This is a genomic window from Halapricum desulfuricans, assembly GCF_017094525.1.
Taxonomy (GTDB): Archaea; Halobacteriota; Halobacteria; order Halobacteriales; family Haloarculaceae; genus Halapricum; species Halapricum desulfuricans.
The window spans coordinates 1,587,079-1,609,552 of record NZ_CP064788.1 but is presented as its reverse complement, the minus strand read 5'-3'; the positions used below and the strand labels follow the sequence as shown (position 1 = coordinate 1,609,552).

The 22,474-nt window shown below is 64.4% G+C and carries 28 protein-coding genes and 1 tRNA gene; 16 read left to right on the top strand and 13 right to left on the bottom strand.

Annotation, left to right across the window (positions count from 1 at the left end):
- Positions 1-9 precede the first annotated feature (9 nt).
- Positions 10-1,107, top strand: a complete 1,098-nt coding sequence (locus HSR122_RS08335) for a DUF373 family protein (RefSeq protein WP_229109123.1) — start codon at positions 10-12, stop codon at positions 1,105-1,107.
- A gap of 153 nt (positions 1,108-1,260) precedes the next feature.
- A tRNA-Arg gene (locus HSR122_RS08330) sits at positions 1,261-1,335 on the top strand.
- A 189-nt stretch (positions 1,336-1,524) separates the two neighbouring features.
- Here the strand turns inward: HSR122_RS08330 and HSR122_RS08325 are convergent.
- On the bottom strand, positions 1,525-1,833 hold the full coding sequence (locus HSR122_RS08325; RefSeq protein ID WP_229109122.1) for an ArsR/SmtB family transcription factor: 309 nt from the start codon (positions 1,831-1,833) through the stop codon (positions 1,525-1,527).
- A 319-nt stretch (positions 1,834-2,152) separates the two neighbouring features.
- Here HSR122_RS08325 and HSR122_RS08320 point away from each other — a divergent pair, with 319 nt between their 5' ends.
- Both HSR122_RS08320 and HSR122_RS08315 read left to right on the top strand, forming a co-directional pair.
- Complete coding sequence (locus HSR122_RS08320) at positions 2,153-2,404, top strand: MTH865 family protein (protein WP_229109120.1); 252 nt, start codon at positions 2,153-2,155, stop codon at positions 2,402-2,404.
- A gap of 49 nt (positions 2,405-2,453) precedes the next feature.
- The gene (locus tag HSR122_RS08315; RefSeq protein WP_229109118.1) at positions 2,454-3,131 is read left to right on the top strand and encodes a metal-dependent transcriptional regulator; all 678 of its coding nucleotides are present in this window, start codon (positions 2,454-2,456) and stop codon (positions 3,129-3,131) included.
- Positions 3,132-3,205: 74 nt separating this feature from the next.
- Here HSR122_RS08315 and HSR122_RS08310 read toward each other — a convergent pair whose 3' ends face one another.
- Complete coding sequence (locus HSR122_RS08310; RefSeq protein ID WP_229109117.1) at positions 3,206-3,775, bottom strand: DsrE/DsrF/DrsH-like family protein; 570 nt, start codon at positions 3,773-3,775, stop codon at positions 3,206-3,208.
- Positions 3,776-3,779: 4 nt separating this feature from the next.
- The gene (locus HSR122_RS08305; protein WP_229109116.1) at positions 3,780-4,034 is read right to left on the bottom strand and encodes a sulfurtransferase TusA family protein; all 255 of its coding nucleotides are present in this window, start codon (positions 4,032-4,034) and stop codon (positions 3,780-3,782) included.
- Positions 4,035-4,261: 227 nt separating this feature from the next.
- Here HSR122_RS08305 and HSR122_RS08300 point away from each other — a divergent pair, with 227 nt between their 5' ends.
- The 6 genes from HSR122_RS08300 (at position 4,262) to HSR122_RS08275 (ending at position 7,343) form a co-directional block, all read left to right on the top strand.
- Complete coding sequence (locus tag HSR122_RS08300) at positions 4,262-4,399, top strand: hypothetical protein (RefSeq protein WP_229109115.1); 138 nt, start codon at positions 4,262-4,264, stop codon at positions 4,397-4,399.
- Positions 4,389-4,883 carry a YeeE/YedE family protein gene (locus HSR122_RS08295; protein ID WP_229109114.1) on the top strand — a complete coding sequence of 165 codons (495 nt, stop codon included), beginning with the start codon at positions 4,389-4,391 and terminating at the stop codon, positions 4,881-4,883. Before HSR122_RS08300 ends, HSR122_RS08295 begins: the two co-directional genes overlap by 11 nt.
- Positions 4,880-5,338, top strand: a complete 459-nt coding sequence (locus tag HSR122_RS08290) for a YeeE/YedE family protein (protein ID WP_229109113.1) — start codon at positions 4,880-4,882, stop codon at positions 5,336-5,338. The genes HSR122_RS08295 and HSR122_RS08290 overlap by 4 nt, the downstream gene beginning before the upstream one ends.
- Before the next feature lie 168 nt (positions 5,339-5,506).
- Positions 5,507-6,349, top strand: a complete 843-nt coding sequence (locus HSR122_RS08285) for a universal stress protein (protein ID WP_229109112.1) — start codon at positions 5,507-5,509, stop codon at positions 6,347-6,349.
- A 38-nt stretch (positions 6,350-6,387) separates the two neighbouring features.
- Positions 6,388-7,095, top strand: coding sequence for a TIGR00266 family protein (locus HSR122_RS08280; protein ID WP_229109111.1), 708 nt, complete (start codon positions 6,388-6,390; stop codon positions 7,093-7,095).
- A 74-nt stretch (positions 7,096-7,169) separates the two neighbouring features.
- Positions 7,170-7,343 carry a hypothetical protein gene (locus tag HSR122_RS08275; protein ID WP_229109110.1) on the top strand — a complete coding sequence of 58 codons (174 nt, stop codon included), beginning with the start codon at positions 7,170-7,172 and terminating at the stop codon, positions 7,341-7,343.
- Positions 7,344-7,408: 65 nt separating this feature from the next.
- On the opposite strand, the gene HSR122_RS08270 is transcribed toward HSR122_RS08275, so the two are convergent.
- The 3 genes from HSR122_RS08270 to HSR122_RS08260 form a co-directional block, all read right to left on the bottom strand.
- The gene (locus tag HSR122_RS08270; protein ID WP_229109109.1) at positions 7,409-8,794 is read right to left on the bottom strand and encodes a DUF402 domain-containing protein; all 1,386 of its coding nucleotides are present in this window, start codon (positions 8,792-8,794) and stop codon (positions 7,409-7,411) included.
- A gap of 88 nt (positions 8,795-8,882) precedes the next feature.
- Positions 8,883-9,038: a preprotein translocase subunit Sec61beta gene (locus HSR122_RS08265; protein WP_229109108.1), complete on the bottom strand. Its 156-nt coding sequence runs from the start codon at positions 9,036-9,038 to the stop codon at positions 8,883-8,885.
- 74 nt (positions 9,039-9,112) lie between these two features.
- Positions 9,113-10,255 carry a CBS domain-containing protein gene (locus HSR122_RS08260; protein WP_229109107.1) on the bottom strand — a complete coding sequence of 381 codons (1,143 nt, stop codon included), beginning with the start codon at positions 10,253-10,255 and terminating at the stop codon, positions 9,113-9,115.
- A 178-nt stretch (positions 10,256-10,433) separates the two neighbouring features.
- On the opposite strand from HSR122_RS08260, the gene pyrB reads away from it, so the two are divergent.
- Both pyrB and pyrI read left to right on the top strand, forming a co-directional pair.
- Positions 10,434-11,345 carry an aspartate carbamoyltransferase gene (pyrB, locus tag HSR122_RS08255; protein ID WP_229109106.1) on the top strand — a complete coding sequence of 304 codons (912 nt, stop codon included), beginning with the start codon at positions 10,434-10,436 and terminating at the stop codon, positions 11,343-11,345.
- Entirely contained in the window at positions 11,345-11,809 is a 465-nt protein-coding gene (pyrI, locus tag HSR122_RS08250) for an aspartate carbamoyltransferase regulatory subunit (RefSeq protein WP_229109105.1), read from the top strand. The genes pyrB and pyrI overlap by 1 nt, the downstream gene beginning before the upstream one ends.
- A gap of 34 nt (positions 11,810-11,843) precedes the next feature.
- Here the strand turns inward: pyrI and HSR122_RS08245 are convergent, their stop codons facing one another.
- The 3 genes from HSR122_RS08245 to HSR122_RS08235 all read right to left on the bottom strand — a co-directional run bounded on the left by HSR122_RS08245 (position 11,844) and on the right by HSR122_RS08235 (position 14,018).
- Positions 11,844-12,404: a hypothetical protein gene (locus HSR122_RS08245; RefSeq protein ID WP_229109104.1), complete on the bottom strand. Its 561-nt coding sequence runs from the start codon at positions 12,402-12,404 to the stop codon at positions 11,844-11,846.
- A 210-nt stretch (positions 12,405-12,614) separates the two neighbouring features.
- Positions 12,615-13,151: a cob(I)yrinic acid a,c-diamide adenosyltransferase gene (locus HSR122_RS08240; RefSeq protein WP_229109103.1), complete on the bottom strand. Its 537-nt coding sequence runs from the start codon at positions 13,149-13,151 to the stop codon at positions 12,615-12,617.
- A gap of 114 nt (positions 13,152-13,265) precedes the next feature.
- Positions 13,266-14,018 (bottom strand): GNAT family N-acetyltransferase, encoded by a 753-nt coding sequence (locus tag HSR122_RS08235; protein ID WP_229109102.1) that lies wholly within the window; start codon positions 14,016-14,018, stop codon positions 13,266-13,268.
- Between the two features lie 158 nt (positions 14,019-14,176).
- Here HSR122_RS08235 and HSR122_RS08230 point away from each other — a divergent pair, with 158 nt between their 5' ends.
- Positions 14,177-14,893: an HD domain-containing protein gene (locus HSR122_RS08230; protein WP_229109101.1), complete on the top strand. Its 717-nt coding sequence runs from the start codon at positions 14,177-14,179 to the stop codon at positions 14,891-14,893.
- Between the two features lie 36 nt (positions 14,894-14,929).
- Here HSR122_RS08230 and HSR122_RS08225 read toward each other — a convergent pair whose 3' ends face one another.
- The 3 genes from HSR122_RS08225 to HSR122_RS08215 all read right to left on the bottom strand — a co-directional run bounded on the left by HSR122_RS08225 (position 14,930) and on the right by HSR122_RS08215 (position 19,633).
- Complete coding sequence (locus HSR122_RS08225) at positions 14,930-15,613, bottom strand: LysE family translocator (RefSeq protein ID WP_229109100.1); 684 nt, start codon at positions 15,611-15,613, stop codon at positions 14,930-14,932.
- Between the two features lie 88 nt (positions 15,614-15,701).
- Positions 15,702-17,597: a molecular chaperone DnaK gene (dnaK, locus tag HSR122_RS08220; RefSeq protein ID WP_229109099.1), complete on the bottom strand. Its 1,896-nt coding sequence runs from the start codon at positions 17,595-17,597 to the stop codon at positions 15,702-15,704.
- 209 nt (positions 17,598-17,806) lie between these two features.
- The gene (locus HSR122_RS08215) at positions 17,807-19,633 is read right to left on the bottom strand and encodes a DEAD/DEAH box helicase (RefSeq protein ID WP_229109098.1); all 1,827 of its coding nucleotides are present in this window, start codon (positions 19,631-19,633) and stop codon (positions 17,807-17,809) included.
- Between the two features lie 87 nt (positions 19,634-19,720).
- Here HSR122_RS08215 and HSR122_RS08210 point away from each other — a divergent pair, with 87 nt between their 5' ends.
- From HSR122_RS08210 to HSR122_RS08200, 3 genes are all read left to right on the top strand, one after another.
- Positions 19,721-20,002: a DUF357 domain-containing protein gene (locus tag HSR122_RS08210; protein WP_229109097.1), complete on the top strand. Its 282-nt coding sequence runs from the start codon at positions 19,721-19,723 to the stop codon at positions 20,000-20,002.
- Positions 20,003-20,166: 164 nt separating this feature from the next.
- On the top strand, positions 20,167-21,147 hold the full coding sequence (locus HSR122_RS08205; RefSeq protein WP_229112199.1) for a transcription initiation factor IIB: 981 nt from the start codon (positions 20,167-20,169) through the stop codon (positions 21,145-21,147).
- Between the two features lie 88 nt (positions 21,148-21,235).
- Positions 21,236-21,550, top strand: coding sequence for an FUN14 domain-containing protein (locus HSR122_RS08200; RefSeq protein ID WP_229109096.1), 315 nt, complete (start codon positions 21,236-21,238; stop codon positions 21,548-21,550).
- A gap of 183 nt (positions 21,551-21,733) precedes the next feature.
- Here HSR122_RS08200 and HSR122_RS08195 read toward each other — a convergent pair whose 3' ends face one another.
- Positions 21,734-22,459 (bottom strand): ribosome assembly factor SBDS, encoded by a 726-nt coding sequence (locus HSR122_RS08195; RefSeq protein ID WP_229109095.1) that lies wholly within the window; start codon positions 22,457-22,459, stop codon positions 21,734-21,736.
- Positions 22,460-22,474: the final 15 nt, after the last annotated feature.

The window sequence follows — 22,474 nt, the reverse complement described above, 5'->3', positions numbered from 1 at the left end:
CGACGCCTGATGCTGCTGGTGCTGTGCATCGACCTCGACGACGACGTGGGCCGCAAGACCGGCATCGAGACGCCGGTCGTCGGCCGCGACGCCGTCGAGGACGCAGCCGTCGAGTTCGCCACCGCGGACCCCGAGGACAGCGACCTCAACGTCCTCTTCGAGGGGTTGCACATCTACGACGATCTCAGCGCCGAAGAGGACGAGAGCATCGAGATCGCGGCAGTCACCGGGCTCGAGGGCAGCGACGTCGCGGCCAACCGCGCGGTTGGCGAGGAACTCGACGAGGTGCTGGCGCGGCTTTCCACGGGCGAGGACGTTCGCGTGCTGCTGGTCACCGACGGCGCACAGGACGAGAGCGTCGTGCCAGTGATCCGATCGCGGGTCGAGATCGACGGCGTCCGGCGGGTCGTCGTCAGACAGGCACAGGATCTGGAGTCGATGTACTACACCATCAAGCAGGTGCTTGACGACCCCGAGACTCGCGGGACGATCCTGGTTCCGCTGGGGATCGTGCTGTTGATCTATCCGCTCGCAGTGCTAGCGGATTTGCTGGGGATGCAGGGGGACGTGTTCGGACTCGTCTCAGGACTGCTCGGGCTGTATCTGCTCTCGCGTGGGTTCGGACTCGGGGAGCGTCTCGACGGCGTCGTCGATCGCCTCCTCTCGGGACTGTACGCCGGCCGCGTGACGCTGGTGACGTATCTCGTCGCGGGCGTGCTCCTGTTGATCGGAAGCGCCAGCGGGTATCAGACGCTCCAGACCGTGCAGGCCGACGGCGATCCGCTCGGCGTTATCGAGGTCGTCGCAGCAGTCATCGCGGGTGCGATCCAGTGGTTCGCCGCCGCCGGCGTGACCAGCAGTCTCGGGCGTGTCACCGACGAATACCTCTCGGGGACGTTCGAGTGGCGCTATCTCAACGCGCCGTTTTACATCGTCTCGATCGCGGCAATCTTGCACGCCGTCTCGGTGTACTTCCTGGAGTACGATTACGCCACCCTGTCGTATCTGGCACTGATACTCACCGGCGGGACGCTACTCGGGTTGACAAGCACGCTCGCGTTCGCGGTCGCCGAATCGCGGTTCGGCAAGCGAACCGATCCCACGTGAGAGACGTAGCAGCTGATAGTGGCCGTTGTACGTCCTTTCCGGATCGACCGCACGGTGCGGTCGCACCGGTAAATCGGTACAACGGTCACTATGACATGTGGCTCAATCGGCAATCACTACTGTTTTTAAAATGAGAGTGCAATCAATGACTGAGGGCACGTAGCTCAGTCCGGATAGAGCGTCGGACTTCTAATCCGACGGTCGTGGGTTCGAATCCCACCGTGCCCGTGAAGCCGCCGAGTGAACACGAGGCGTGCTGAACAAGCACGCTGGCCCCGCGATCCGGCGGTTGTGTCAGCCGAATGTGATCCGGAATCGCTGTCTGACTCGCGAGCGTCGTACTGCCGGCTGCAACAAACTGATGGAATCCGCTAGCCCGAGGTGGCGAATAGCTTTACGAACTCACAGTCGGCAGTATCAGTTTTCGACCTGTTCTTTGACGACTTCGCGAATCGTCTCGACGCCCTCGACGATGCGGTCGTCGGCGACAGCGTAGTAGTTGTTCACACCGTCGCGTTCGCGGGTAACGATGCCTCGATCGCGCATGAGTTTGAGGTGCTGGGAAACCGTCGACTGGGAGATTCCGGTGTGGCGCTCGATATCGGAGACGGAATACTGCTCGCCGTTCTTCAGCAGATCGAGTATCTTCAGTCGATTCGCGTTGGCGCAGACGCTGCAGAAATCCGCGTGTGCCTCGTAGAAGCGCTCGTCTTCGAGTTCGGGCATACGAACGTGAAAGCCTGTCCCGGATAAATATTGTTCGCTCCGCTACACCGGAATGTTTCGGCGTGGTCGATCCCGGACGGGAAGACCGTCCGATCCGTTCGGTTTTCGCTGTCGTCGGAGCCGAGAGTTCGATCCGCTTCCGAGGACGACGAACAATTCGTCGCGTCACGCGTCTGAGCGCCGGCAGCCACTCGGAATGCGCCCGAGCGATACGCACCGGGGCAATTGGTCACGGCGGTTGTACCGTTACATCGCCCTTTATTCGGCCTTCCGGAACCCAAATGGTTTTTGCGGGCTGATTTCTAAGTTACCACACGCCATGGTAGATACTGACGACTTGCGCGAACAGTTCATCGACGCCTTCGAGGGCGCGGACTACCCGATTGCAAGTCCAATGGACCTGGTACCGGCACTGCCGGACGGACCGGGGACGACCTTCGAGTCGGGCGAGTTCTCGATGACGGCGATGGAGTTGAACACGAAACTCGGCAGCGGGAATTTTCCCTACGACGACGTAGAGTCGTTCGTCGACGACGTGATGGCCCAACTCGACGACCAGGACCTGCTGTAGCCGCCCGGAGAGCCAGGTTTATTTTGCCGGTCGCCCGAGATTCGAGTAGATGCTCAGCCCCGAGATGGAGGATTACCTCAAGGCGATCCACGAACACCAGCGCGAGACGACGGGGCCGGTGTCGACATCGACGATCGCCGAGAGCATGGACGTGACCCCGCCGACGGCCACGAGCATGATGGAGAAACTCGAGGAACGCGGGCTGGTCGAGCGCGAGAAGTACAAGGGCGTCCGGCTCACCGACGAGGGCGAGACGATCGCGACCGAGGTGATCCGCCATCACCGCCTGCTGGAGACGTATCTCACCGACAAGCTCGGCTTCGACTGGGCGGCGGTCCACGAGGAGGCCGACCGGCTCGAACACCACATCTCCGAGGAGTTCGAGCGCCGCGTCGCCGCACAGCTTGACGATCCCGACGTCGATCCCCACGGCGATCCGATCCCCAGCGACGCGCTGGAGCCGCTCGAGGAATGCAGCGGGACGGCCCTCAGCGAATGTGGCGAGGGTGACACGGTCGAGGTGACCCGCGTCCGGGACCGCGACCCGGACGAACTCGAATACCTCTCCGAGGTCGGGATCGAGCCCGGCACGACGCTGGCTGTCGTCGACACCCCGCCGATCGGATTGATCGAGGTCGAACTCGAGAGCGAGACGCGGGTCTCGCTGCCGGAACACGTGGCCGCGACGATCAGAGTGACCGGGGCCACGTCAGCTACCAACGACTGATAGTGCCCGTTGTACGTCAGTTCCGGATCGTCCGCACGCCGTCGTGCGGTCGCATCGGTAAATCGGTACAACGGTCACACCAGCAACTGGATGTCAGCGTCGGCCATATCCTGCAGCGCCGTCGCGGCACCGACGTCGGTCGTGACGCCGTCGTAGAACTCGGCGGTGTCGTAGCCGAACAGGTCGGCGGTCATCTGACACGCCTGTAGCTCGACGCCCATCTCGAGGCTCGTGTCGATCAGTTCCTCGATCGTCGCCGTTCCGTTGTCCTCGATCTCGCGGTTCATGTACCACGTCGCGAGCCGGTCGCCGCCGGGGAACGCACCGATCGCGTTGGGCATCGGCATGCTGGGGTTGCCGACGGCGCTGACTTTCAGGTCCTTGGAACGGTCTTCGTGGAGGATATCCAACCCCCAGAACGTGTGAAAGACCGTCACCTCCCAGCCGAACGCCGCGGCCGTGCTCGCCAGAATCAACGGTGGGTAAGCCATGTCCAGCGATCCCTTCGTCGCGATGATCGACATCTGCTTGCTGTCGTCGCTCTCGAGGTCGGCTATCTGTGCTTCGAGCTGTTCGATGCGCTCCTGTAGCGCCTCACGCGACGGTGGTGCTCCGTCGTCAGCGGACTGACTGTCCGTGCTCATCGTATCACTCGGTGCGCACGTAGTGAGTGTAGACGGTCTCGCCGTCCATCTCGGTCTGGTCCTGCTCCAGCAGCGCGACACCGTCTGTCGAGTCGGCCCAGCCGCCGAGGTCGCTCTCGCTGCCCGGGTCGGTCGCCAGCACCTCGAGCACCTCGCCGCTGTCGAGGTCGTCGACGGCCTGCCTGGTCTTGACGACCGGCATCGGACAGTTCTCGCCTCGCACGTCGAGCGTCTCGGTCGTGGTGAACTCCTGTGTCATGGTTATCTTGGGCGTACTCTGCAATATTGTGGCCGGGTACAAAAGAGTATTGATTGGTGAAAACTGCACAAGTTCGGGTGACTGTATTCAACTCAAAACCAGATAGTTTGGGTGCTTTAAGTAAACAGGAATCCACGGCCTGCGCACAGTTCAGCACATAATATTGCCACAAATATACATTACTATCCAAACGCTTTAGTAGGACGGAAGGGTACAAACGGGTGACTATGATCAAGCCATTCGTGATCGACGAGGACGGTGGCGTCAGCATCGTCGGTCCGCCGGGGCTCGAGCGGTTCCTGGACGAGCCCGCGGACAGCAGTGCCGAAACGGACGCGGACACGGGCGACGCAAATGACGATTGAACCACTCCAGATCACGGTCGAAACGCTGTTTCCCAACGGTATCGCACACTACGCCGCCGGCGGGCTGTTGATCGGGCTCGGCGTCACAGTGATCTACGCGGCCACGGGCATCATCGCGGGCGCGAGCACGTTCCTCGAGTCGACGTGGTCGTACGTCTCGTCGGTCTCGCGATTTAATACGCCGAAGTACCTGACCTCGCGCGACTGGCGGGTCGTCTTCACCGTCGGGATCGTCGCCGGCGCGGCCGCCTACGCGCTGACGCTCGGGGCCGGCGGCTGGACGACTGACGTCCAGTTGTGGCGGCTGTTCGTCGGCGGGGTTCTGGTCGGCGTCGGGACTCGCGTCGGCAAGGGCTGTACGTCGGGACACGGCGTCTGTGGCGTCGGCTCGGGGTCGAACACCTCCTTCGTGAACGTCGCGACGTTCCTGGCGTTCGCGATCGGCACCGCACAGCTGGTCGCCGCACTGGGGGTGAGCCCATGAGCGACCGTTCGCCGGCGTTTTACGGCGTCGTCCTCCTCGGCGGGCTGATCTTCGGCTTCGGGCTCGGGCTGAGTCAGATGGCCCGCCCGGAGGTCGTGCTCGATTTCCTGCAGTTCGAGGACTTCGGCCTGCTGTTCGTGATGGGCGGCGGCGCGGTCGTCACGGCGGTCTCCTTCGCCGTCGTCCCGCGGCTGTTCGATCGAGCGCCTCTCACGGGTGATACCTTCACCAGGCGGCTCAAGTCCTTCGACCGTAACGTCGTCATCGGCGGGTCGGTCTTCGGCGTCGGCTGGGGCCTCTCGGGGATCTGCCCCGGCGCCGCCTACGCGAGCGTCGGGATCGGTAACTACCCCATCCTGGTCGCGATCGGCGGGATGTTCATCGGTGCCTACGCCCAGGGCTACTGGCGCTCCTACCGCCAGCGGACCGACGCGACCGTCTCGCCCGCCGACTGACCGCGGTAGCGCTTGACTGGTGCGATCGCACGGATTCGTGCGGTTGGCCCCGACGACAATCGCTGTGACGACGCGGGAACCCCTCGTCGTTCGTAGCGGCTGCCAGTAGAATTGTGTAATATTGGAATCTACCAACAATACTATTAGCGTCGGGATAGTACGGCAGGTATGCGCGCAGTATACGCGACGGACCTGTCATCGGCGATCGACACGGCGATCGACTCGCGGGTGTGTCTGAAGTGTCTCGGCCGATACGGGATCAAGGAGATCGACCTCATCACGGTGACCAGCCCCAACGTCACGACGGGGATGCCCGGCAGCGACATCGGGAGTCGAACGAAGAAAGGCCTCGAGCGCCAGAAGACACAGCTCGAATCGGAGGGGTTCACAGTCAACACCCACGTCGTCCGTGGGACGCCACATCGGCGGATCAACGGACTCGCGGAGCAGGTGCACGCCGATCTCATCATCGCGGGTTCCCGGGGTCAGAGCCCGCTCAAGCAACGATTCATCGGGGGCACGGTCAAAAACCTCGCCCGGACGACGGTCAGCCCGCTGCTGGTGCAGCGGATCGTCAGGCGCGACGGATCGCCGGCGGTCGCGAACAAGCACCTCTTCCAGCGGATGCTGTATGCAACCGACTTCTCGGAGAACGCCGAACGAGCCTTCGAACAGTTCAAGCGGACGAGAACGGCGACCCACGAGGCGACGCTGTTGCACGTCGCCCCGCCGGAGCGCCGTGCCGGCGACGAGAAGATCGAAGACGCCGAGGAGCGCCTCGAATCGATGGCCGAGTCCCTGGATGAGAAGGGGATCGAGACGACGACGATGATCCGCGAAGGGGAAGCCGTCGAGGAGATCCTGGCCGCCGAAAACGAGATCGATCCGACGACGATCCTCCTCGGCGGCCGGGGACGCAGCCGCCTCCGTCGACTCCTGCTGGGGAGCACCTCCGAAGACGTCACGGCCAGGGCGGACAGCAACGTCCTGCTCGTCCCGCCGGCGCGCTAGCGGACAAGAGTTATAGGCGCGTTGTGAGATAGGGCGGTATGGAGTACGATATCGAACATCGACCGTCCTACGCGCTCCTGACGGCCGAATTGAACCAGGGAGAACAGCTGCAGGCCGAGGCCGGAGCGATGGTCAGCCACACCGACGGCATCGAGATCGAGACCAGCGCGAGCGGCGGAGTCCTGGACTCGATCAAGCGAAAGGCGTTCGGCGGCGAATCGTTCTTCATGAACACCTTCACCGCCGGCCGACCGGGCCACGTGACGCTCGCGCCGCCCTTGCCGGGTGACATGGTCCACTACCGGCTGGATCACGAGTCGCTGTACGTGCAGTCGGGGTCGTTCGTCGCCGCCCACCCCGACGTCGACATCGATACCGAGTTCGGCGGCGGCAAGACCTTCTTCGGCGGGGAAGGGCTGTTCCTGCTCGAACTGGACGGGTCCGGTCCGGCGTTTCTCTCCAGTTACGGCGCGATCGAGTCACGCGAACTCGATCCCGACGAGTCCTACACCGTCGATACGGGCCACATCGTCGCGTTCGAGGGGTCCACGGACTTCTCGGTCCGGAAGGTCGGCGGGCTGAAGTCGACGCTGTTCAGCGGCGAGGGACTCGTCTGTGAGTTTTCCGGCCCGGGGACCGTCTGGTTGCAGACCCGCAGTCCGGACGCGTTCCTCTCGTGGCTCGTCCCGAACCTGCCGAGCGGCGACGGCGGGGGTCGTGACGGCGGATTCAGTATCGACTTCTAGCACGAGAGGGAGCCAGCCGACCCGTAGACGGTATAGGCGAGCGATTTTTCAATCGCGACCCTGAACCAGAGGGCATGCTCGCCCTCCAGCTGTACGGCATCAATCCACTGGGAGAGTTGGTACTCGCCGTCGTCGTTTCGATCGTGCTCGTGGCGATCGGCACGTACGTCGGCGTCCTCATGGCACTCCAGTCGTTCTTCGGAGAGTCGTCGTGGGAGGACGTGACCCCGGTGAACCGGAACGAGTAGCCATGGGGCACGTCTAGGTCCGTAAAATAGCGCCGCAGCGCTGCTTCGAGCCGTCGTCAGCGGTGTCACGATAGCGCGTTCTCGACGGCACTGGCGATCGAGCGCGTCTTCGCCGCCAGTTGCTCGGAGACGTCGCCCGCTTCGACGGCCGCGTCGAGTTCGTCGTCGTCGACCCGTTCGACCGTGCCGTCGGCGTGTTTGAGGACGTCGACGTGCAGATCGACGTACCTGACGCTCCCGGGGAAGATCTCGACCGGCGTGCAGACGTTGACGTAGGTGCCGCGCGTCTCGCCGTCCTCACTCTCGTAGATCGTCGGATACCACCACTTGCCCTCGGTGAACTTCGTCCGGGCGACGTCGCCGGCCCGTCGCTCGATCCCGAGTCCGTCGTAGGTCCCGCCGGGGGACATCTCGCGTTCGACCCACACCGTCCCCGAGGGGTCGTACTCTGTCACCTCACCCCGGCCCAGCCGGATACAGTGACCCGCGGGCTTGCCGTGGTCGATGGCGACCGTGTCCCCCTCTGTGGGGCCGAACTGCCGAGAGACGGCCTCGAAGGGGAACCCGCCGTCGCTGGCACCGACGGCCTCGGCGAAGTCGACGGCGGCGCTCGCGCGCTCGTCGCCGGCCTTGATCCGGTGGTGGCCGGGCATCGTCGTCGTCACCGACGCTCGGAGATCATCCAGTTCGAAGCGCGACTCGCGCCCGAACCACGCCCAGGCTGTCGGTTGTCCCTCACAGACGGTCCGGGGTGTCCCCCCCATTTCAGTTTCATCGAGGGCGTCGTCGAGTTCCTCGGCGCGTTCGACGGCGGTTTCCAGCGCGTCGCCGAGCGCGTCGAGTCCGGCGTCGTCGGCCGCGTGACTCCACGTCGCGCGCCAACCGCCCGGTGGCTCGGTCGGGAGCAGATCCGCGAGCTCCGGACCGCCGTGCCCGCCGTCCGCGCCGTCTCGGACGAGCGTGACCAGCGGGCGCTGGACGCGCACGGTCGAGTCAACGACCGGCCGGCCGTCGTCCCAGGGGGGCCGGGGTTCTGTCACCTGCACTCGGACGGTGTTGCCCGTCTCGACGCGGTCGTCGACGTTCGAGAACGGCAGAAAGGCCGACCGCTCGTCGAGGTCGACGATCGCCCCGCCGCTGTTCGTCTCGGTGATCGTCGCGTCCCAGACCGAACCGCGGGCCGCCGGGTCGCGCCACGTGAGCGTATCAACGCCGACCGCCGCCAGTCGCTCACGCACGTCGGGAGCGGCCGGCCCGACGACGCCGACGCCCTGTCGGTCGTCGCTCGTGAACAGCGTCGCTGCCGCCGGCGCGAGATCGAACGCCCGATCGAACCGATCGTCGATGGGCGGCGAGGGCTGGACGACCTCGAACCCGTCGCTCGTCGCGAACAGGCGAGTCAGTGCAGTGGTGTAGATCCCCCGGACCTTCAGGCGAGTCGTGTCACTCATTGGTCGATGGTCTCGTAGAACCGCCACTCCGAGTCCGATTCATCGACGGGTCGTTCGCCACCCGTCGTTGAAAACGCTGCGGTTGCGATCACAGGGCGTTCAGAACGAGCACAAGCACGCCGAACATCGCGCCGAACGCGACCACCGAACGGGGGTCCATCGTGATCGCGTTTCGGTCCTCGGCGTCGAAGTACCGGACGAGGCCGGCACTGGACATCAGTCCGCCGCTGTCGCTGGAGCTCATACCCGCTGTTCCGTTGTTCGAGTTGGTAAGTGTTTCGACCTCGGACGCGATCGAGAGGTCGGAGCCCGATCCGGTTACAACTCGCCCAGTTTCCGGAGGACCTGTCCGCGGTACTCCTCGTCGCTCTCGATGCCCTTCTGTTCGAGGACGTTCCGCTGGAGCTTATCGAGGGCGACGTTGAAGGCGGTCTGTGCGCCGTACCCCTCACCGGACCCGGCCAGCTGTCCCTTGTTGGTCCGGAGCCGGATCTGACACTGGATCAGCGGCGTCCCGCGGAGTTTCTCCTTGTGTTCGTGGAACCTGACGTGCGCGTGATGGACCTGCATGTCCTGGTACTTGTCGGCGACGTCCTCGATGCCGATCCGGATGTCCTCGCGGGAGATCGTATCGAGGAGGTTGATGTTAGTGATTTGGACGTCCATGTGGTTCTGTTCGGTGAACGTCAGCGCACGGAGGACGTCAGTTTTGGTGATGATGCCAGCCACCAGCGACTCGTCCTCCTCGGGCGTGACGACAAGTCCCGCGTAGTCGTACTCGAACATCGTCTCGACGGCGTCTTTGACGGATGCCTCAAGCGTCGTCGTCTCGACGGGACTGTTCATCACGTCGTAGATCGGGAGATCAAGCATGCGGTCGACGTCGCCCGCACGCTCGCCGACCGTCGATTTGTCCATGTCCCGGACGACGACGTCGACGATGTCGTGGCGGGTGACCATCCCGGAGAGGCGGCCGTCCTCGTCGATGACCGGCAGCCGGGAGATGCCGTTCTCCCGGAGCTTGTTGATCGCCTGTCCGACCTGCGCGTCTTCGTCAATCGAGGTGACGCTGTCGGTGTAGATCTGCTCGACGGTCAGCGCGTCGAGGTTCTCAAGGACGGCCTCGAGGATCGCGTCGTCGGTCACGACGCCCCACAGACTTCCGGCCTCGAACACCGGCGCGACCTTGATCCCGCCCTCGACGAGGACGCGGGCGGTCTCGCGGACGTCGGCCGTCCGCTCGATCTTCGGGGCGTGCTGGGTCATCGCGCTCGCTTTGGTCTGGTCCTCGACGTGCGACTGTACCAGCTGTTTCTGGGTGATAACGCCCTCGTAGTCGCCGTCGTTAGTAACGATGATCCCCTTGGGATTGTCCCGCTCGAAGATCGAACGGACTTTTCCGAGGCGTTCGTCGGCGTCGACTGCGACGTATTCGCTGGTAGCAATATCAGCAATATCCATCGTACACCTAGAGATAGGTTGCCAAGGGTAATCAAAGTTAACCCAACGTCTCAATCGGCCATCATCCACGCGACGCGATGCCGATCCAGCCCCTTCGAACTGTGATTCCGTGGTCGGCTGACAACCACGACCCGAACAATCGTCACTCTCAAGAGCGTCGGCGTCGGGGATACGCTCGATGCGTCACGAGCACATCATCAGCGCGAAACAGCTCTCCAGAGCGGACATCGAGGAGGTGCTGGACCACGCTGCCGAGATCGCGGCCGATCCGGAGGCCTATGCGGATCGCCACGCCGGGAAGCTGCTCGGCCTGCTCTTTTTCGAACCGAGCACGCGGACGAAGATGAGTTTCACTGCGGCGATCAAGCGACTCGGCGGCGATATCGTCGACATGGGGCCGGTGGAGTATTCCAGCGTCAAGAAAGGCGAGAGCCTCGCCGACACGGTGCGGGTCGTCGAGGGGTATGCCGACGCACTGGTCATGCGCCATCCCAGCGAGGGATCGGCACAGATGGCTTCGGAGTTCGTCGACGTCCCGCTGCTCAACGGCGGCGACGGGGCCGGCCAGCACCCGACGCAGACCCTGCTGGACCTGTACACGATCCGGGAGAACGCGGGGCTGGACGATCTGACGATCGGGATCATGGGGGATCTGAAGTACGGCCGGACGGTCCACTCGCTCGCGCATGCGCTGACGAACTTCGACGTCCACCAGCACTTCATCAGTCCCGAGAGCCTGCAGCTCCCGCGATCGGTCCGGTACGACCTCCACGAGGAAGGTGCCACCATCCGGGAACACACCGCCCTTGAGGAGGTCCTGTCGTCGCTCGACGTGCTGTACGTCACGCGAATCCAGGAGGAACGGTTCCCGGACGAAAACGAGTACCGCGAGGTCGCCGGCGAGTACCAGATCGACGCCGGGACACTCGAGGCCGCGAGCGACGACCTGACCGTCATGCACCCGCTCCCGCGGGTCGACGAGATCGACCACGACGTCGACGACACCGAGTACGCGACCTTCTTCGAGCAGGCACACAACGGTGTCCCGGTCCGGATGGCGTTACTCGATCTCCTGCTGGAGGGACAATAATGAGCGACAACCAGAAACTCCGCGTCAGCAAGATCCACAACGGGACCGTCATCGACCACATCGCCGGTGGACAGGCGCTGAACGTCCTCGCGATCCTCGGCATCGACGGGACCGACGGCGAACCGCTCAGCATCGTCATGAACGTGCCCAGCGACCGCCTGGGGACCAAAGACATCGTCAAGATTGAGGGCCGTGAGCTCAGCGAGGCGGAAGTCGATGTCCTCTCGCTGATCGCGCCCGCCGCGACGATCAACATCATCCGCGACTACGATGTCGTCGAGAAACACCGCGTGAGCCGCCCGGAGACGGTCGTCGGTGTGCTCGAATGTCCCAACCAGCACTGCATCACCACCGAAAACGAACCGATCGAGTCCCGATTCGAGGTCCTCGACGAGGGCGTACGATGTGTCTACTGCGATACGATCATCCGCGAGGACCTGGCGGCACACATCCTCGCCGGGTGACGGCAGTCGATACCGTCGAATCGGGCCGGAAGAATCAGACTGCTGACTCTCCCGGGCCGTTCGTGCGCTCCCAGCGGTTCGATCCCCGCCACGCCGCGACCTTTCGTGACAGGTACGCGAGCGCGAGTAACGTGACTCCGGCGGCGATGAACCCGGCTCCGAGCAGCGCGCCGAAGACCGTCAGGACGAGGCCGATCCCGGCCACGACGAGCAAACAGCCGAGCGAGGAGCCGACCGCACACGGACACACCCCCAGTCGATCGAACGGCAGCCGCGTACAGGGGTTCGTGAGATTCCCGTGGTCGACGATAGCCTCTCTGAAGCGTCGTTCCTCTAGCATCGTCGTCGGGATCTCATAGGACGCCTCAGCGGTCTCGATCGTGATCGACCGATTCAACGCTCCGTGACACTGCAATCCCGTGATCGTCTCGTAGGGAAGCGAGAACTCGAGTCCCCCCTCCTTGATCGGCCGCGCGTGGACGCCACGCTCCGTGACGGCGACGGTCGTATCCGGTTCCCCGCACTGCCGCGTGCCCGCTATCTGACCCTGATAGACGACCTCCGAGTCGAAGTCGGGCGTGTTGGATGGTGCCATGGCGCCTCCCATTAGTATATTACGATATCCTAATATAAAGGTGTTTCTGCGACGAGACTCGGGAGAACAGCGGGCAGTACGACTCCATCACATCATACTGATGGCTATACGTTCGTACAGATATCCGGCACACCGTCGTACCGGATCATTTCGAAAGGGTATCGCCACCAGTATCACGCGACCGATGCAAAGCGGACAGACACGACAACGTCAGTACGTCGGGTGTTCCTCGCGGTTCCCCTCGCGCTTGTTGACGACACGCGCGAGCGTGAACAGCAGGTCCGACAGTCGGTTGAGATAGACGATCGCCCGTTCGTTGATCTCGGGTTGCGTCCCGGCGAGTTCGACCGCGCGACGCTCGGCGCGCCGACAGACCGCCCGGGCGTGGTGGAGTTTCGCGCCTGGCTCGGATCCGCTGGGGAGCACGAACTGCTCGAGGGGGTCAAGTTCCGCGTCGAACTCGTCGATCCACTCTTCGACCGCTTCGACGTGCGATTCGGTCACGACCGGGTCGTCCTCGGCGGGTTCGGGCGTCGCGAAGTCGGCCTGCACGACGTGCAACTGGTTTTGCACCTCGCGCAGACAGTCCTCGACGTCCTCGTACTCGAGGGGTCGCACGACCCCGACGAGCGCGTTGACCTCGTCGACGGTCCCGTAGGCTTCGATCCGGGGACTCGCTTTCGACACCTGCGACATGTCCCGCAGGTCTGTCAGTCCGTCGTCACCACGGCCGGTATAGATCTTCATATCCCGCCGTTCGGACGTGACGAGCATAACCGTTCGGACGTGACGAGCGCGACCGTCTCGACGGCCGAGGATCTGTCTGGAGAAGGGCCCGCGACAGCGCCGGACGCCCGGCGATCACATGTACGCCGCGTCCCAGCGAGTGGGCTTGCGACTGTTGCCGCAGTCGTCACACTCGATGCGGCCCATCGCGTCCATCGCGTTCGCGAGCTGTTCGCAACTCCCGCAGTAGTAGCCGTAGCGTTCGCCCCGGGTCTGGTCGGCGTAGACGGGATAGAACGGACCAAGCGATCCCCGTTCGGCGTCGTCGCGGTCGACGTAGACGGTCTCCCCGGCCGACGTTTCACAGGCGGTAAGCCCCGACGGCTCCTCGACGTAGATGTTCTCGACGTGCGTCCGGCTGGCGATCTCGACGTCGCGGCGACCGACTCGCTGGAATCCCAACCGCTCGAAAAAGCCGTTACCCTCGCTGTTCTCCGCGAGGACCCGGCCCTGGATCGTGCTCGCGCCGCGTTCGCGAAGGCGCTCGCGGGTCGCCTCGAACAGGTCCGTGCCGATCCCCTCGCCACGATAGGACGGGTCGACGTGCAACCACAGCAACATCGCTTTCTGCTGGGAGTCGGTGTCGTCGAAGACGACCGCGTCTTCGAGGGTACTCTCCGAGAAGCTGACGACCTGACCGTCGCGCTCGGCAACGAGCAGGAGCCGGTCCTCGTCGTTCAGTCGGTCACACAGGTTGTCTTCGGTGTACCACTCCTCGATCGCGCTGGTGATCGCCTGCGGGCTCAGCGAGTACGATGTCTGCAGCGACCGCCGAGCGATATCCCGGATCGCCGGCCGGTCCGCGGGCGTGGCTGGACGGACGTTCATGCCGAAGACGTTTGCTTTCGATCGTTAAAAAGACGGGCGCTCGCGCGACTTTTGCGCTCGCGCCGTAGAACCAAATAAGAGTGTCGTAACGCTAAAGAGTCAAACAGACCTTTTTGTACGTAACATGAACAACGAACGTCCCGTCGGGAGGTGGTTCTGTGGGTGTCGAGATTAAGGAGTCGCCGGTCACGGACGCCGAATTCGAGGCGATGAAGCAGTTCGTCCGGGACTACCTCACGGCAAGCGTCGAGAGCGAAGAGGAAGGAGGGCGCATGCGATGGTACCCCTGGCACTCGGCGACGTATCGGTTCAACCACATCATGAACGTCGTCGAACTCGCCGAGGAGATCGCGCGCCGGGAAGGCGCCGACGTCGATGTGACGCGCGTGGCAGCGCTGTTTCACGACGTCGCCAAGCTCGAGGCCGAGCAGGACCGCCACGCGGAGGTCGGCGCGAAAATCGCCAAGGAGTACCTGACGACTCACGGCGACTACCCACAGTCGTTCGTCGAGCAGGTCGTCGACGCGGTGCGCGATCACTCCTATCAGGGCGAGTTGACCGATTTGCCCCTGGAGACGCAGTGTCTCATCGAGGCCGACATTCTGGACAAAGTCGGCGCCAACGGCGCGACGCTGCTGTTGTTGCGGATGGGATACGAATCCCGGACGCATATGGACGCCGCCGAAATGGTCGGCCGGGTGCTCGAACGTGGGCGTGACGCCCGCGATCGCATCCGGAGCGACGCCGCCGAGAGCGTCGCCCACCGGCGACTCAAGCGGGTGAAGTGGCTCAAGGAGTGGCTCGAAGACGAGGTCGCGAACATGGACGAGGTGGGTGCGTTCGAGACCGACGAGCCCGAATCGGCGAACCGGTGACGCGACCTCCGGTCGTGACGGCCTGCCGTCGGGCGATCACAGCAGCGTTTGTATCGCGTCGAGGACGAACAGGACGCCGAAAACCGCGAACGCGATCGCGCTGAGCGCTGCCACAGCCGGGGCGAAGCGATCGACGCGCTCGCGGCCGGCGACCAGCGCCGCCGGGAACGCGACGATCCAGGCGACGATCCCGGCGAACAGCCCGGCGATCAAAAGCGGCGTCCCGGTCCGAACGATCAGACGTCCGGCCAGCGGTGACTCCGGTGACAGCGCTGTCGCGAGCACGTCGATCCGGCCCGGATCGAGCAGTCCGACCCCGACGGTGAGCCAGAAGACGATCTGGTAGGGGTTGGTTATCGCGAGCGTGAACGCTTTCAGAAAGCCGCGCCCGTTCGACGCCGCTCCGTCCCCTTGAAACGTCACCGAGAGGTCACGGACGGCGTCGTAGGCGAAATACCACAGCAGGAGGCCACCGATCCCGACCATGACGCCCTGCAGCGTGGGCGATCGCTGGACGACAGTCACGGCCCCGAGCAGCGACAACACGAGAAAACACGCGTCGGCGACCATCGCGCCGAGGCCGGCGGTGAACCCCGCTTGCCAGCCCCGAACGACGCTCTCCTCGGCGATGACCGCGTTCATCGGCCCCGGCGGCGCGGCCAGTGCGAGTCCGAAGACGACGCCCGCGCCGACGGTCGCGACAGTCTCGAAGAGACTCATCGCCAGTCGTTAGACGCTGCTGTTGAAAAATCCGACGAGACCGATCGCCTGCGACGACGTCGAAAAGCCGCGGGCGTCGACAGGCCGCCTAGTCTTTGTCTTCGTCGACGTCCTCGAAGTCGGCGTCGACGTACTCCTCGTCCTGGCCGGCCGCACCGCCAGCGCCAGCGCCGGGTCCTGCGGCGCCGCCGGGACCGGCACCTGCAGCGCCGCCCGGACCAGCGCCGGCGGCCTGCTGGGCCTGCTCCTGGTACATCTGCTTGCCGATCTCCTGGAGTTCCTCGGTCAGTGCCTCGGTGACGTCCTCGTAGTCGTCTTTGTCGGCGTCCTCGTCCTCCAGCGTCTCCTCGACGTCCTCGATTTTCGCCTCGATGGTCTCCCGGAGGTCGTCGTCGACGTTCTCCTCGTTCTCATCGAGCAGGGTCTCAGCACGCCGGACGGCCGCCTCGGCCTCGTTGCGGGCCTCGATGCGCTGGCGGCGCTGTTCGTCTTCTTCGGCGTGCTGTTCGGCCTCTTCCTGCATCTGCTCGATCTCCTCGTCGCTCAGGCCGGCACCGCCCTCGATAGTGATGTCTTCCTTGTTGCCCGAACCCTTGTCCTCGGCGGAGACGTTGACGATCCCGTTCTCGTCGATGGAGAACGTCACCTCGATCTGCGGGGTCCCGGCGGGTGCCGGCGGGATCCCCGCGAGCGTGAACTCGCCGAGCAGTTCGTTCTCCTCGGCGATCTCGCGTTCGCCCTGGAAGACACGGATCTGGACCTGCGTCTGGTTGGCCGCGGCGGTCGTGAAGATCTTTGACTCCTCAGTCGGGATCGTCGTGTTCTTCTCGATGAGTCGCTCGAACAGCCCGCCCTTGACCTCGACGCCCAGCGAGAGCGGCGTCACGTCCAGCAGGACGATATCGTCGACGTCGCCGCTGAGGACGCCGCCCTGGATGGCCGCGCCCAGCGCGACGGCCTCGTCGGGGTTGACGTTCTTCTTGGGCTCCTGGCCGGTCAGTTCCTCGACTTGCTCCTGGACCTGTGGCATCCGCGTCGAGCCGCCGACCAGCAGGACCTCGTCGATGTCACTCTTGTCGTACCCGGCGTCTTCAAGCGCCTGCTCGGTCGGCTCGACCGTCCGCTCGATCAGGTCTTCGGTCAGGCTCTCGAATTTCGCCCGCGTGATTGACTCCTCAAGGTGGACCGGGCCGTCGTCGGTCGCCGTGATAAAGGGCAGGTTGATATCGGCTTCCTTCCGCGAGGAGAGTTCGATCTTGGCTTCCTCGGCGGCGTCTTTCAGCCGCTGAAGGGCCTGGCGGTCCTCGGTCAGATCGATGCCGTGCTCGTTCTCGAACTCCTCGGCCAGCCAGTCGATGATGGCCTGATCCCAGTCGTCGCCGCCGAGGTCGTTGTCCCCGTTGGTCGCGACGACCTCGTAGACGCCGCCGCCGAGATCCAGAATCGAGACGTCGAAGGTCCCGCCCCCGAGGTCGTAGACGAGCACCGTCTGGTCGGACTCGTCGTCGAGCCCGTAGGCCATCGACGCGGCGGTCGGCTCGTTGACGATGCGCTCGACCTCGAAGCCGGCGATCTCGCCGGCGTCTTTGGTCGCCTGACGCTGGCGGTCGTTGAAGTACGCCGGAACCGTGATGACGGCCTTCTCGACCTCGTCGCCGAGGTACTCTTCGGCGTCACGTTTGATCTTCTGGAGGATCATCGCCGAGACCTGCTCGGGCGTGTACTCCTCGCCGTCGAGTTCGACCGTGTAGTCGTCCTCGCCCATGTGGCGCTTGATCGACTGGACGGTCTGCTCGGGGTTCTTGACGGCCTGGTTCTTCGCGGGTTTGCCAACCAGCTGCTCCCCGTCGTCGAACGCGACGACCGACGGCGTCGTCCGCTCGCCTTCGCTGTTGACGATAATCTCCGGATCGGCCCCTTCCATCACCGCGAACGCGGAGTTGGTCGTCCCCAGGTCGATTCCGAGGATCTTGTTGCTTGCCATGTTGACGATACCTACCCGTCTGATCCGGTTAAAAGTTGCTAGACGAGACGAGACCGAACCCGGCCCGATCGACCGAGAGCGGCCGTCTCAGGACGAGCGAGTGCGCGCTTCCGATGCAAATAAATGAACCGCTTTCATAGTGATTGTCGTCCGTCGGGATCGTCGACGCGAATCGGCGGGGTGGCGACCGCGCATCGACATTGACGATGTCACGACGCGTCGCTCCCGATAGCCTGGGCCGACGTTTCGGTTACCGTGACGCCCTTCTCGGCGAGGTGGCGGATCCGCTGGCGGGCGAAGTCCTCCTCGCGCGAGCCACGCGTCGCGAGCACGTACATCTTCGCCCGCCCCTCGGGACGCATCGTCCGGCCGGCGCGCTGAGAACTCTGTCGGCGCGATCCGCCGAGCCCCGAGGCGACGACCGCGACTTCCGCGTTCGGCAGGTCAATCCCCTCGTCACCGATCCGGGAAACGACCAGCGTGTCCCGCTGTCCGGACCGGAACGCTTCGAACAGTTCCGATCGGCGCGCGTGGCGGGTCTCGCCGCTGACGAAGGGGACCTCGAGTGCCGCCGCCAGTTCCCGGCCCTGATCGAGGTAGTCGACGAAGACCAGCGCCTGCTGACCCTCGTGCTGGCGGAGTAGCTGACGCGCCTCCTCGATTTTGGCCGGGTTCGTCGCGGCCAGCTGGCGGCGTTCGTGACCCTGGGCGCTGACGTACTCGTTGCGCGCGGTCTCGTCGGCCCAGGGCACGTACCGGATCTCGACGGTCGGCTCGGCGACGAATCCGGCGTCGAACAGCGCGTCCCAGTCGGTCCCGATCGGCGGGCCGATCAGCGTAAAGATTTCCTCCTCGCGGTCGTCTTCCCGTAGCGGGGTCGCTGACAGACCGAGGCGGTGACGACTCTGGAGGTCGGTGCTACGGCTGAACACGTCGCTCGGAATATGATGGACCTCGTCGTAGACGATCAGTCCCCACTCGCGGTCATCGAAGACGTGGCGGTGGCGGTCCATCCCGGCAGTCTGGTAGGTCGCGATCGTCACCGGCCGGACCTCCTTCCGGCCGCCGTGGTACTCGCCGATCTGATCGTCGGTGAGTGTCGTCTGAGCGAGCAATTCCTCGCGCCACTGGGTCGCCAGCTCCCGGCCGGGCACCAGAATCAGCGTCTCGCCCTCGATACGCGAGAGAATACCCATCGCCGCGACGGTCTTGCCGCTGCCCGGCGGCCCGACGAGCACGCCGGATCGACGTTCGAGAAACGACTGAACCCACTCGTGCTGGTAGGGCCGCAACTCGGGAGTAAGATCGACCGGGAGCGGCTCGCCGGTCTCGAGGTCGCGGCGATCGACGACGGGATAGCCGGCCTCGTAGAGCGTGCGCTTGACCTCCGCGACGGCCTCCGCTGCGACCCAGCTCTCGGTCTCGGACAGCTCGGCCCGCAGCTGACCCGCTTCGAGTTTCTGTCTGGCGACGTTGCCCATCAGGTCCGCGCTTGCGGCCTCGAGGACGACGTAGCCGTCCTCGTGGGTCCGGAGCGTGAACTGGTGCGCTCGCTCCCACTGGCTCTCGATCCACGACTCGAGGTCGGGTTCGCGCTCGGGGAGCACGTCACGCACGGTCCCGAACAGGCTCTCGATGTCGTCGTACGGGGCCTGCCAGACGTCGGCCGGCTGGATCTCGTAGAGGTAGCTCTCCGAGCCGGTCGTGTCGATCAGGCGAGCGAACTGTGAGAGCTGGGCGCGCGTGAACTGTCGGGGCTGATCGACGACCACCTGGCGGCGATCGGGGAAGACGACGATCCGCTCGCGGTCGGTCAGCCGTGACCATTCCTCGGGATAGTAAACTACCGGATCCGCGGAGACGTCCTGTCGCACCAGGAGGCCGTCCGCGACCAGCGCGTCGAGGTCGTCGGTCGCCTCGCCGTGGTCGAGGTCGCGCTGCTGGGCGTAACGGGTCGCCGTCACGACCGGCTGTCCGATCGCCTCGAGCGCGTCGTAGAACGCCTCGTTTGGCTCGGAAGTGTCGTCGGCTGTCACTACCCGTCCTAGTCGAGTCGGCTACAAACGGCTTGCGGGACGCAACTGGATCGTCACGCTCAGGGAGTCGGGACGACTTGGAACAGTATGGCGGACATCGTCGAGAAGACCGACCGGTACGAGGAACTGCTCAGCGAAGCACTCGCGGAGGCGACCGTCGCGCCGCCCGAGGGCACGCCACTCGAAACTGCGGCCGCCGAGTATCTGGAGATGGCCCGGTCGTACCGTGAAGACGGCCGACACTTCCGCGAGCAGGACGACCTGGTCAACGCGCTGGCCGCCTTCTCCTACGGGCACGCCTGGCTCGACGCCGGCGCGCGACTCGGCCTGTTCGAGGTCCCGACTGAGGATCACCTTTTTACTGTTTGAATATCCGCGTGTCTCGTTCCCACGTCAAGAAACCGTTGGGAATAAATACTAGAGATCGGGAGTATATAAGGCAAAGCGAAACATTTATATCTCTTTCGCACTAACTATGAGTCAAGAGGGCGATGGTCCCCGAACGACGCGAACTCGCCCTTTCGACAATCATCATGAGCGAGACAACGACACGAACCACCAACAGCGAGTACGAGCGAACCGGCGAGCGAGCGACGGAACAGAGCGACGAGCAGGAGGTCTGTCCGGAGTGTGGCGGTCCGCTGGTGACCGACGAGGAGCGCGGCGAGACGGTCTGTCAACACTGCGGGCTGGTCGTCGAAGAGAACGAGATCGATCACGGGCCGGAGTGGCGGGCGTTCAACGCCGGCGAGAAGGATCGCAAGTCCCGCGTCGGCGCGCCGACGACGACGATGATGCACGACAAGGGACTGTCGACGAACATCGGCTGGCAGAACAAGGACGCCTACGGGAAGTCCCTCTCCTCGAGCCAGCGCGAGAAGATGCAACGGCTTCGCACCTGGAACGAGCGGTTCCGGACCCGCGACTCCAAGGAACGCAACCTCAAGCAGGCCCTCGGCGAGATCGATCGCATGGCCTCGGCGCTGGGCCTGCCCGAGAACGTCCGCGAGACCGCTAGCGTCATCTACCGCCGGGCGCTGCAGGAGGACCTGTTGCCCGGTCGCTCGATCGAGGGTGTCGCGACGGCCGCACTGTACGCCGCCGCCCGGCAGGCGAGCGTCCCCCGGTCGCTCGACGAGATGACGACCGTCTCCCGGGTCGACAAGACGGAACTAACCCGGACCTACCGCTACATCGTGCGCGAACTGGACCTCGAGATCAAGCCCGCCGAGCCCGAAAGTTACGTGCCCCGGTTCGTCTCCGACCTCGATCTCTCCGACGAGGTCGAGCGGACCGCCCGGCGACTGATCGAGGCGGCCCGAGCCGACGGCGTCCTCAGCGGGAAGAGCCCGGTCGGGATCGCGGCAGCAGCCATCTACGCCGCGGCGCTGCTCAGCAACGAGCGAGTCACCCAGAGCGACGTCAGCGAGGTCGCCGACATCTCCGAGGTCACGATCCGCAACCGGTACAAGGAGTTGCTGGACGCCGAAGGCGCTCGGAACGTCCCCGCCTGATCGCACCTATCTCGTCTGTTTGTCGTTTCGCTGTCAGGCGTCATTGCCGGACACAAGAATCATTATCGGTGGCCGAAACTGTTCCCGTATGGTCGCGCTCGATCCCACGCAACTCGGGCTGGAAATCGGTGGTAGCGGCGCGCTCGGATTCTTGATCGGATTCGCAGCGAAAAAAATTGCGAAAGTGATCGCCGTCATCATCGGTGCGGAACTCGTGTTGTTCAAGTTCCTCGAATCCAGAGGGATCATTTCCGTCAGGTGGGACAAGTTGACGGCCGGGCTGGCGAAGGCCCAGGAGACCGGCACGGCACAGGCTCAGGACTGGGTGACGACGTTCGTCTCGACGGCGGGCGTTGGAGCCGGGTTCGTCGGCGGGTTCGCACTGGGATTCAAGAAAGCTTGACGTCCTCCACACGACTGATACGGTCGGTTGTACGTCTGTTCCGGATCGATCGCACCGCTATGCGATCGTACTGGTAAATCGTTACAACCGACCGTATGAAGCCACGGGCTTTCTTCGTGATGCCTGTCATTGCCGACCAGCCGATCCGACCGGACGGAACGGCCGTACGTCGGCGACGGACGACTATCGGCGGTTGATCTCGTCTTCGTCCTGGATCATCCGCGTTTCGGCGTTGCCGCTGGAGACCTCGTTGACCAGGTCGTAGAAGTCGTTCTGCAGGCCGGCCGGGAACTGGACGACGCCGACCCAGGAGCCGTCGTTCTGCCACTCCTCGCGCTGGAGTTCGCCGAACTCTCGGATCTTTGCCTGTCCACTGCCGGCGTAGTCCGGCGGTAACTGGACGGCGATGGTCACCTCGTCAAACCGGATCGGGATCACCGGCCGCAGCGCGTCGAGCGCCTCGTCGACCTGGTTTTCGACCGGCTCCATCGGGTCGACCCGGAAGTCGGTCTCCTCCAGCGCGGATTCGATACGCTCGGGTGGATGGGGGGCGTCGTCCATCTGCGGGTTGACCGCGTTGCGCGTGATCCGCTGGATCAACTGCCTGCGCTTCTGTTCTTGCATCTCCTTGCGCTGTTCGGCCGTGATCTGGATCTCCCCGCGCTCGATCACCTCCGGGATGATCTCCAGCGGATCGGTCGTCCCGAACACCTCCTCCAGCGCGTTTTCGGGCGGACGGTCCCCACGGGAGGCGTTCTCGAAGACGTCCTCCGCGGCGATGACGTCCTCGAGTTCGCCGTCGAACTCCCCGCGTTTGATCGCCAGCGCGGCGTCCGGATCGACCAGCACCTCGAAGCGCTCGCCGTGACTCTCGAGGCGAGCCGTGACTGCTTCGTCAAGGGATATCATATATCGGTGCTACTT

Bases quoted from the DNA above. Each gene is read 5' to 3' on its own strand.
- HSR122_RS08285 (WP_229109112.1), top strand. From the start codon at position 5,507: ATGCGCGCAGTATACGCGACGGACCTGTCATCGGCGATCGACACGGCG.
- HSR122_RS08295 (WP_229109114.1), top strand. From the start codon at position 4,389: ATGACGATTGAACCACTCCAGATCACGGTCGAAACGCTGTTTCCCAAC.
- HSR122_RS08265 (WP_229109108.1), bottom strand. From the start codon at position 9,038: ATGAGCTCCAGCGACAGCGGCGGACTGATGTCCAGTGCCGGCCTCGTC.
- HSR122_RS08210 (WP_229109097.1), top strand. From the start codon at position 19,721: ATGGCGGACATCGTCGAGAAGACCGACCGGTACGAGGAACTGCTCAGC.
- HSR122_RS08245 (WP_229109104.1), bottom strand. From the start codon at position 12,404: ATGGCACCATCCAACACGCCCGACTTCGACTCGGAGGTCGTCTATCAG.
- HSR122_RS08320 (WP_229109120.1), top strand. From the start codon at position 2,153: ATGGTAGATACTGACGACTTGCGCGAACAGTTCATCGACGCCTTCGAG.
- HSR122_RS08200 (WP_229109096.1), top strand. From the start codon at position 21,236: ATGGTCGCGCTCGATCCCACGCAACTCGGGCTGGAAATCGGTGGTAGC.
- HSR122_RS08290 (WP_229109113.1), top strand. From the start codon at position 4,880: ATGAGCGACCGTTCGCCGGCGTTTTACGGCGTCGTCCTCCTCGGCGGG.
- HSR122_RS08275 (WP_229109110.1), top strand. From the start codon at position 7,170: ATGCTCGCCCTCCAGCTGTACGGCATCAATCCACTGGGAGAGTTGGTA.
- HSR122_RS08315 (WP_229109118.1), top strand. From the start codon at position 2,454: ATGCTCAGCCCCGAGATGGAGGATTACCTCAAGGCGATCCACGAACAC.
- HSR122_RS08235 (WP_229109102.1), bottom strand. From the start codon at position 14,018: ATGAACGTCCGTCCAGCCACGCCCGCGGACCGGCCGGCGATCCGGGAT.
- pyrB (WP_229109106.1), top strand. From the start codon at position 10,434: ATGCGTCACGAGCACATCATCAGCGCGAAACAGCTCTCCAGAGCGGAC.
- pyrI (WP_229109105.1), top strand. From the start codon at position 11,345: ATGAGCGACAACCAGAAACTCCGCGTCAGCAAGATCCACAACGGGACC.
- HSR122_RS08310 (WP_229109117.1), bottom strand. From the start codon at position 3,775: ATGAGCACGGACAGTCAGTCCGCTGACGACGGAGCACCACCGTCGCGT.
- HSR122_RS08195 (WP_229109095.1), bottom strand. From the start codon at position 22,459: ATGATATCCCTTGACGAAGCAGTCACGGCTCGCCTCGAGAGTCACGGC.
- HSR122_RS08225 (WP_229109100.1), bottom strand. From the start codon at position 15,613: ATGAGTCTCTTCGAGACTGTCGCGACCGTCGGCGCGGGCGTCGTCTTC.
- HSR122_RS08280 (WP_229109111.1), top strand. From the start codon at position 6,388: ATGGAGTACGATATCGAACATCGACCGTCCTACGCGCTCCTGACGGCC.
- HSR122_RS08325 (WP_229109122.1), bottom strand. From the start codon at position 1,833: ATGCCCGAACTCGAAGACGAGCGCTTCTACGAGGCACACGCGGATTTC.
- HSR122_RS08300 (WP_229109115.1), top strand. From the start codon at position 4,262: ATGATCAAGCCATTCGTGATCGACGAGGACGGTGGCGTCAGCATCGTC.
- dnaK (WP_229109099.1), bottom strand. From the start codon at position 17,597: ATGGCAAGCAACAAGATCCTCGGAATCGACCTGGGGACGACCAACTCC.
- HSR122_RS08205 (WP_229112199.1), top strand. From the start codon at position 20,167: ATGAGCGAGACAACGACACGAACCACCAACAGCGAGTACGAGCGAACC.
- HSR122_RS08270 (WP_229109109.1), bottom strand. From the start codon at position 8,794: ATGAGTGACACGACTCGCCTGAAGGTCCGGGGGATCTACACCACTGCA.
- HSR122_RS08335 (WP_229109123.1), top strand. From the start codon at position 10: ATGCTGCTGGTGCTGTGCATCGACCTCGACGACGACGTGGGCCGCAAG.
- HSR122_RS08240 (WP_229109103.1), bottom strand. From the start codon at position 13,151: ATGAAGATCTATACCGGCCGTGGTGACGACGGACTGACAGACCTGCGG.
- HSR122_RS08260 (WP_229109107.1), bottom strand. From the start codon at position 10,255: ATGGATATTGCTGATATTGCTACCAGCGAATACGTCGCAGTCGACGCC.
- HSR122_RS08305 (WP_229109116.1), bottom strand. From the start codon at position 4,034: ATGACACAGGAGTTCACCACGACCGAGACGCTCGACGTGCGAGGCGAG.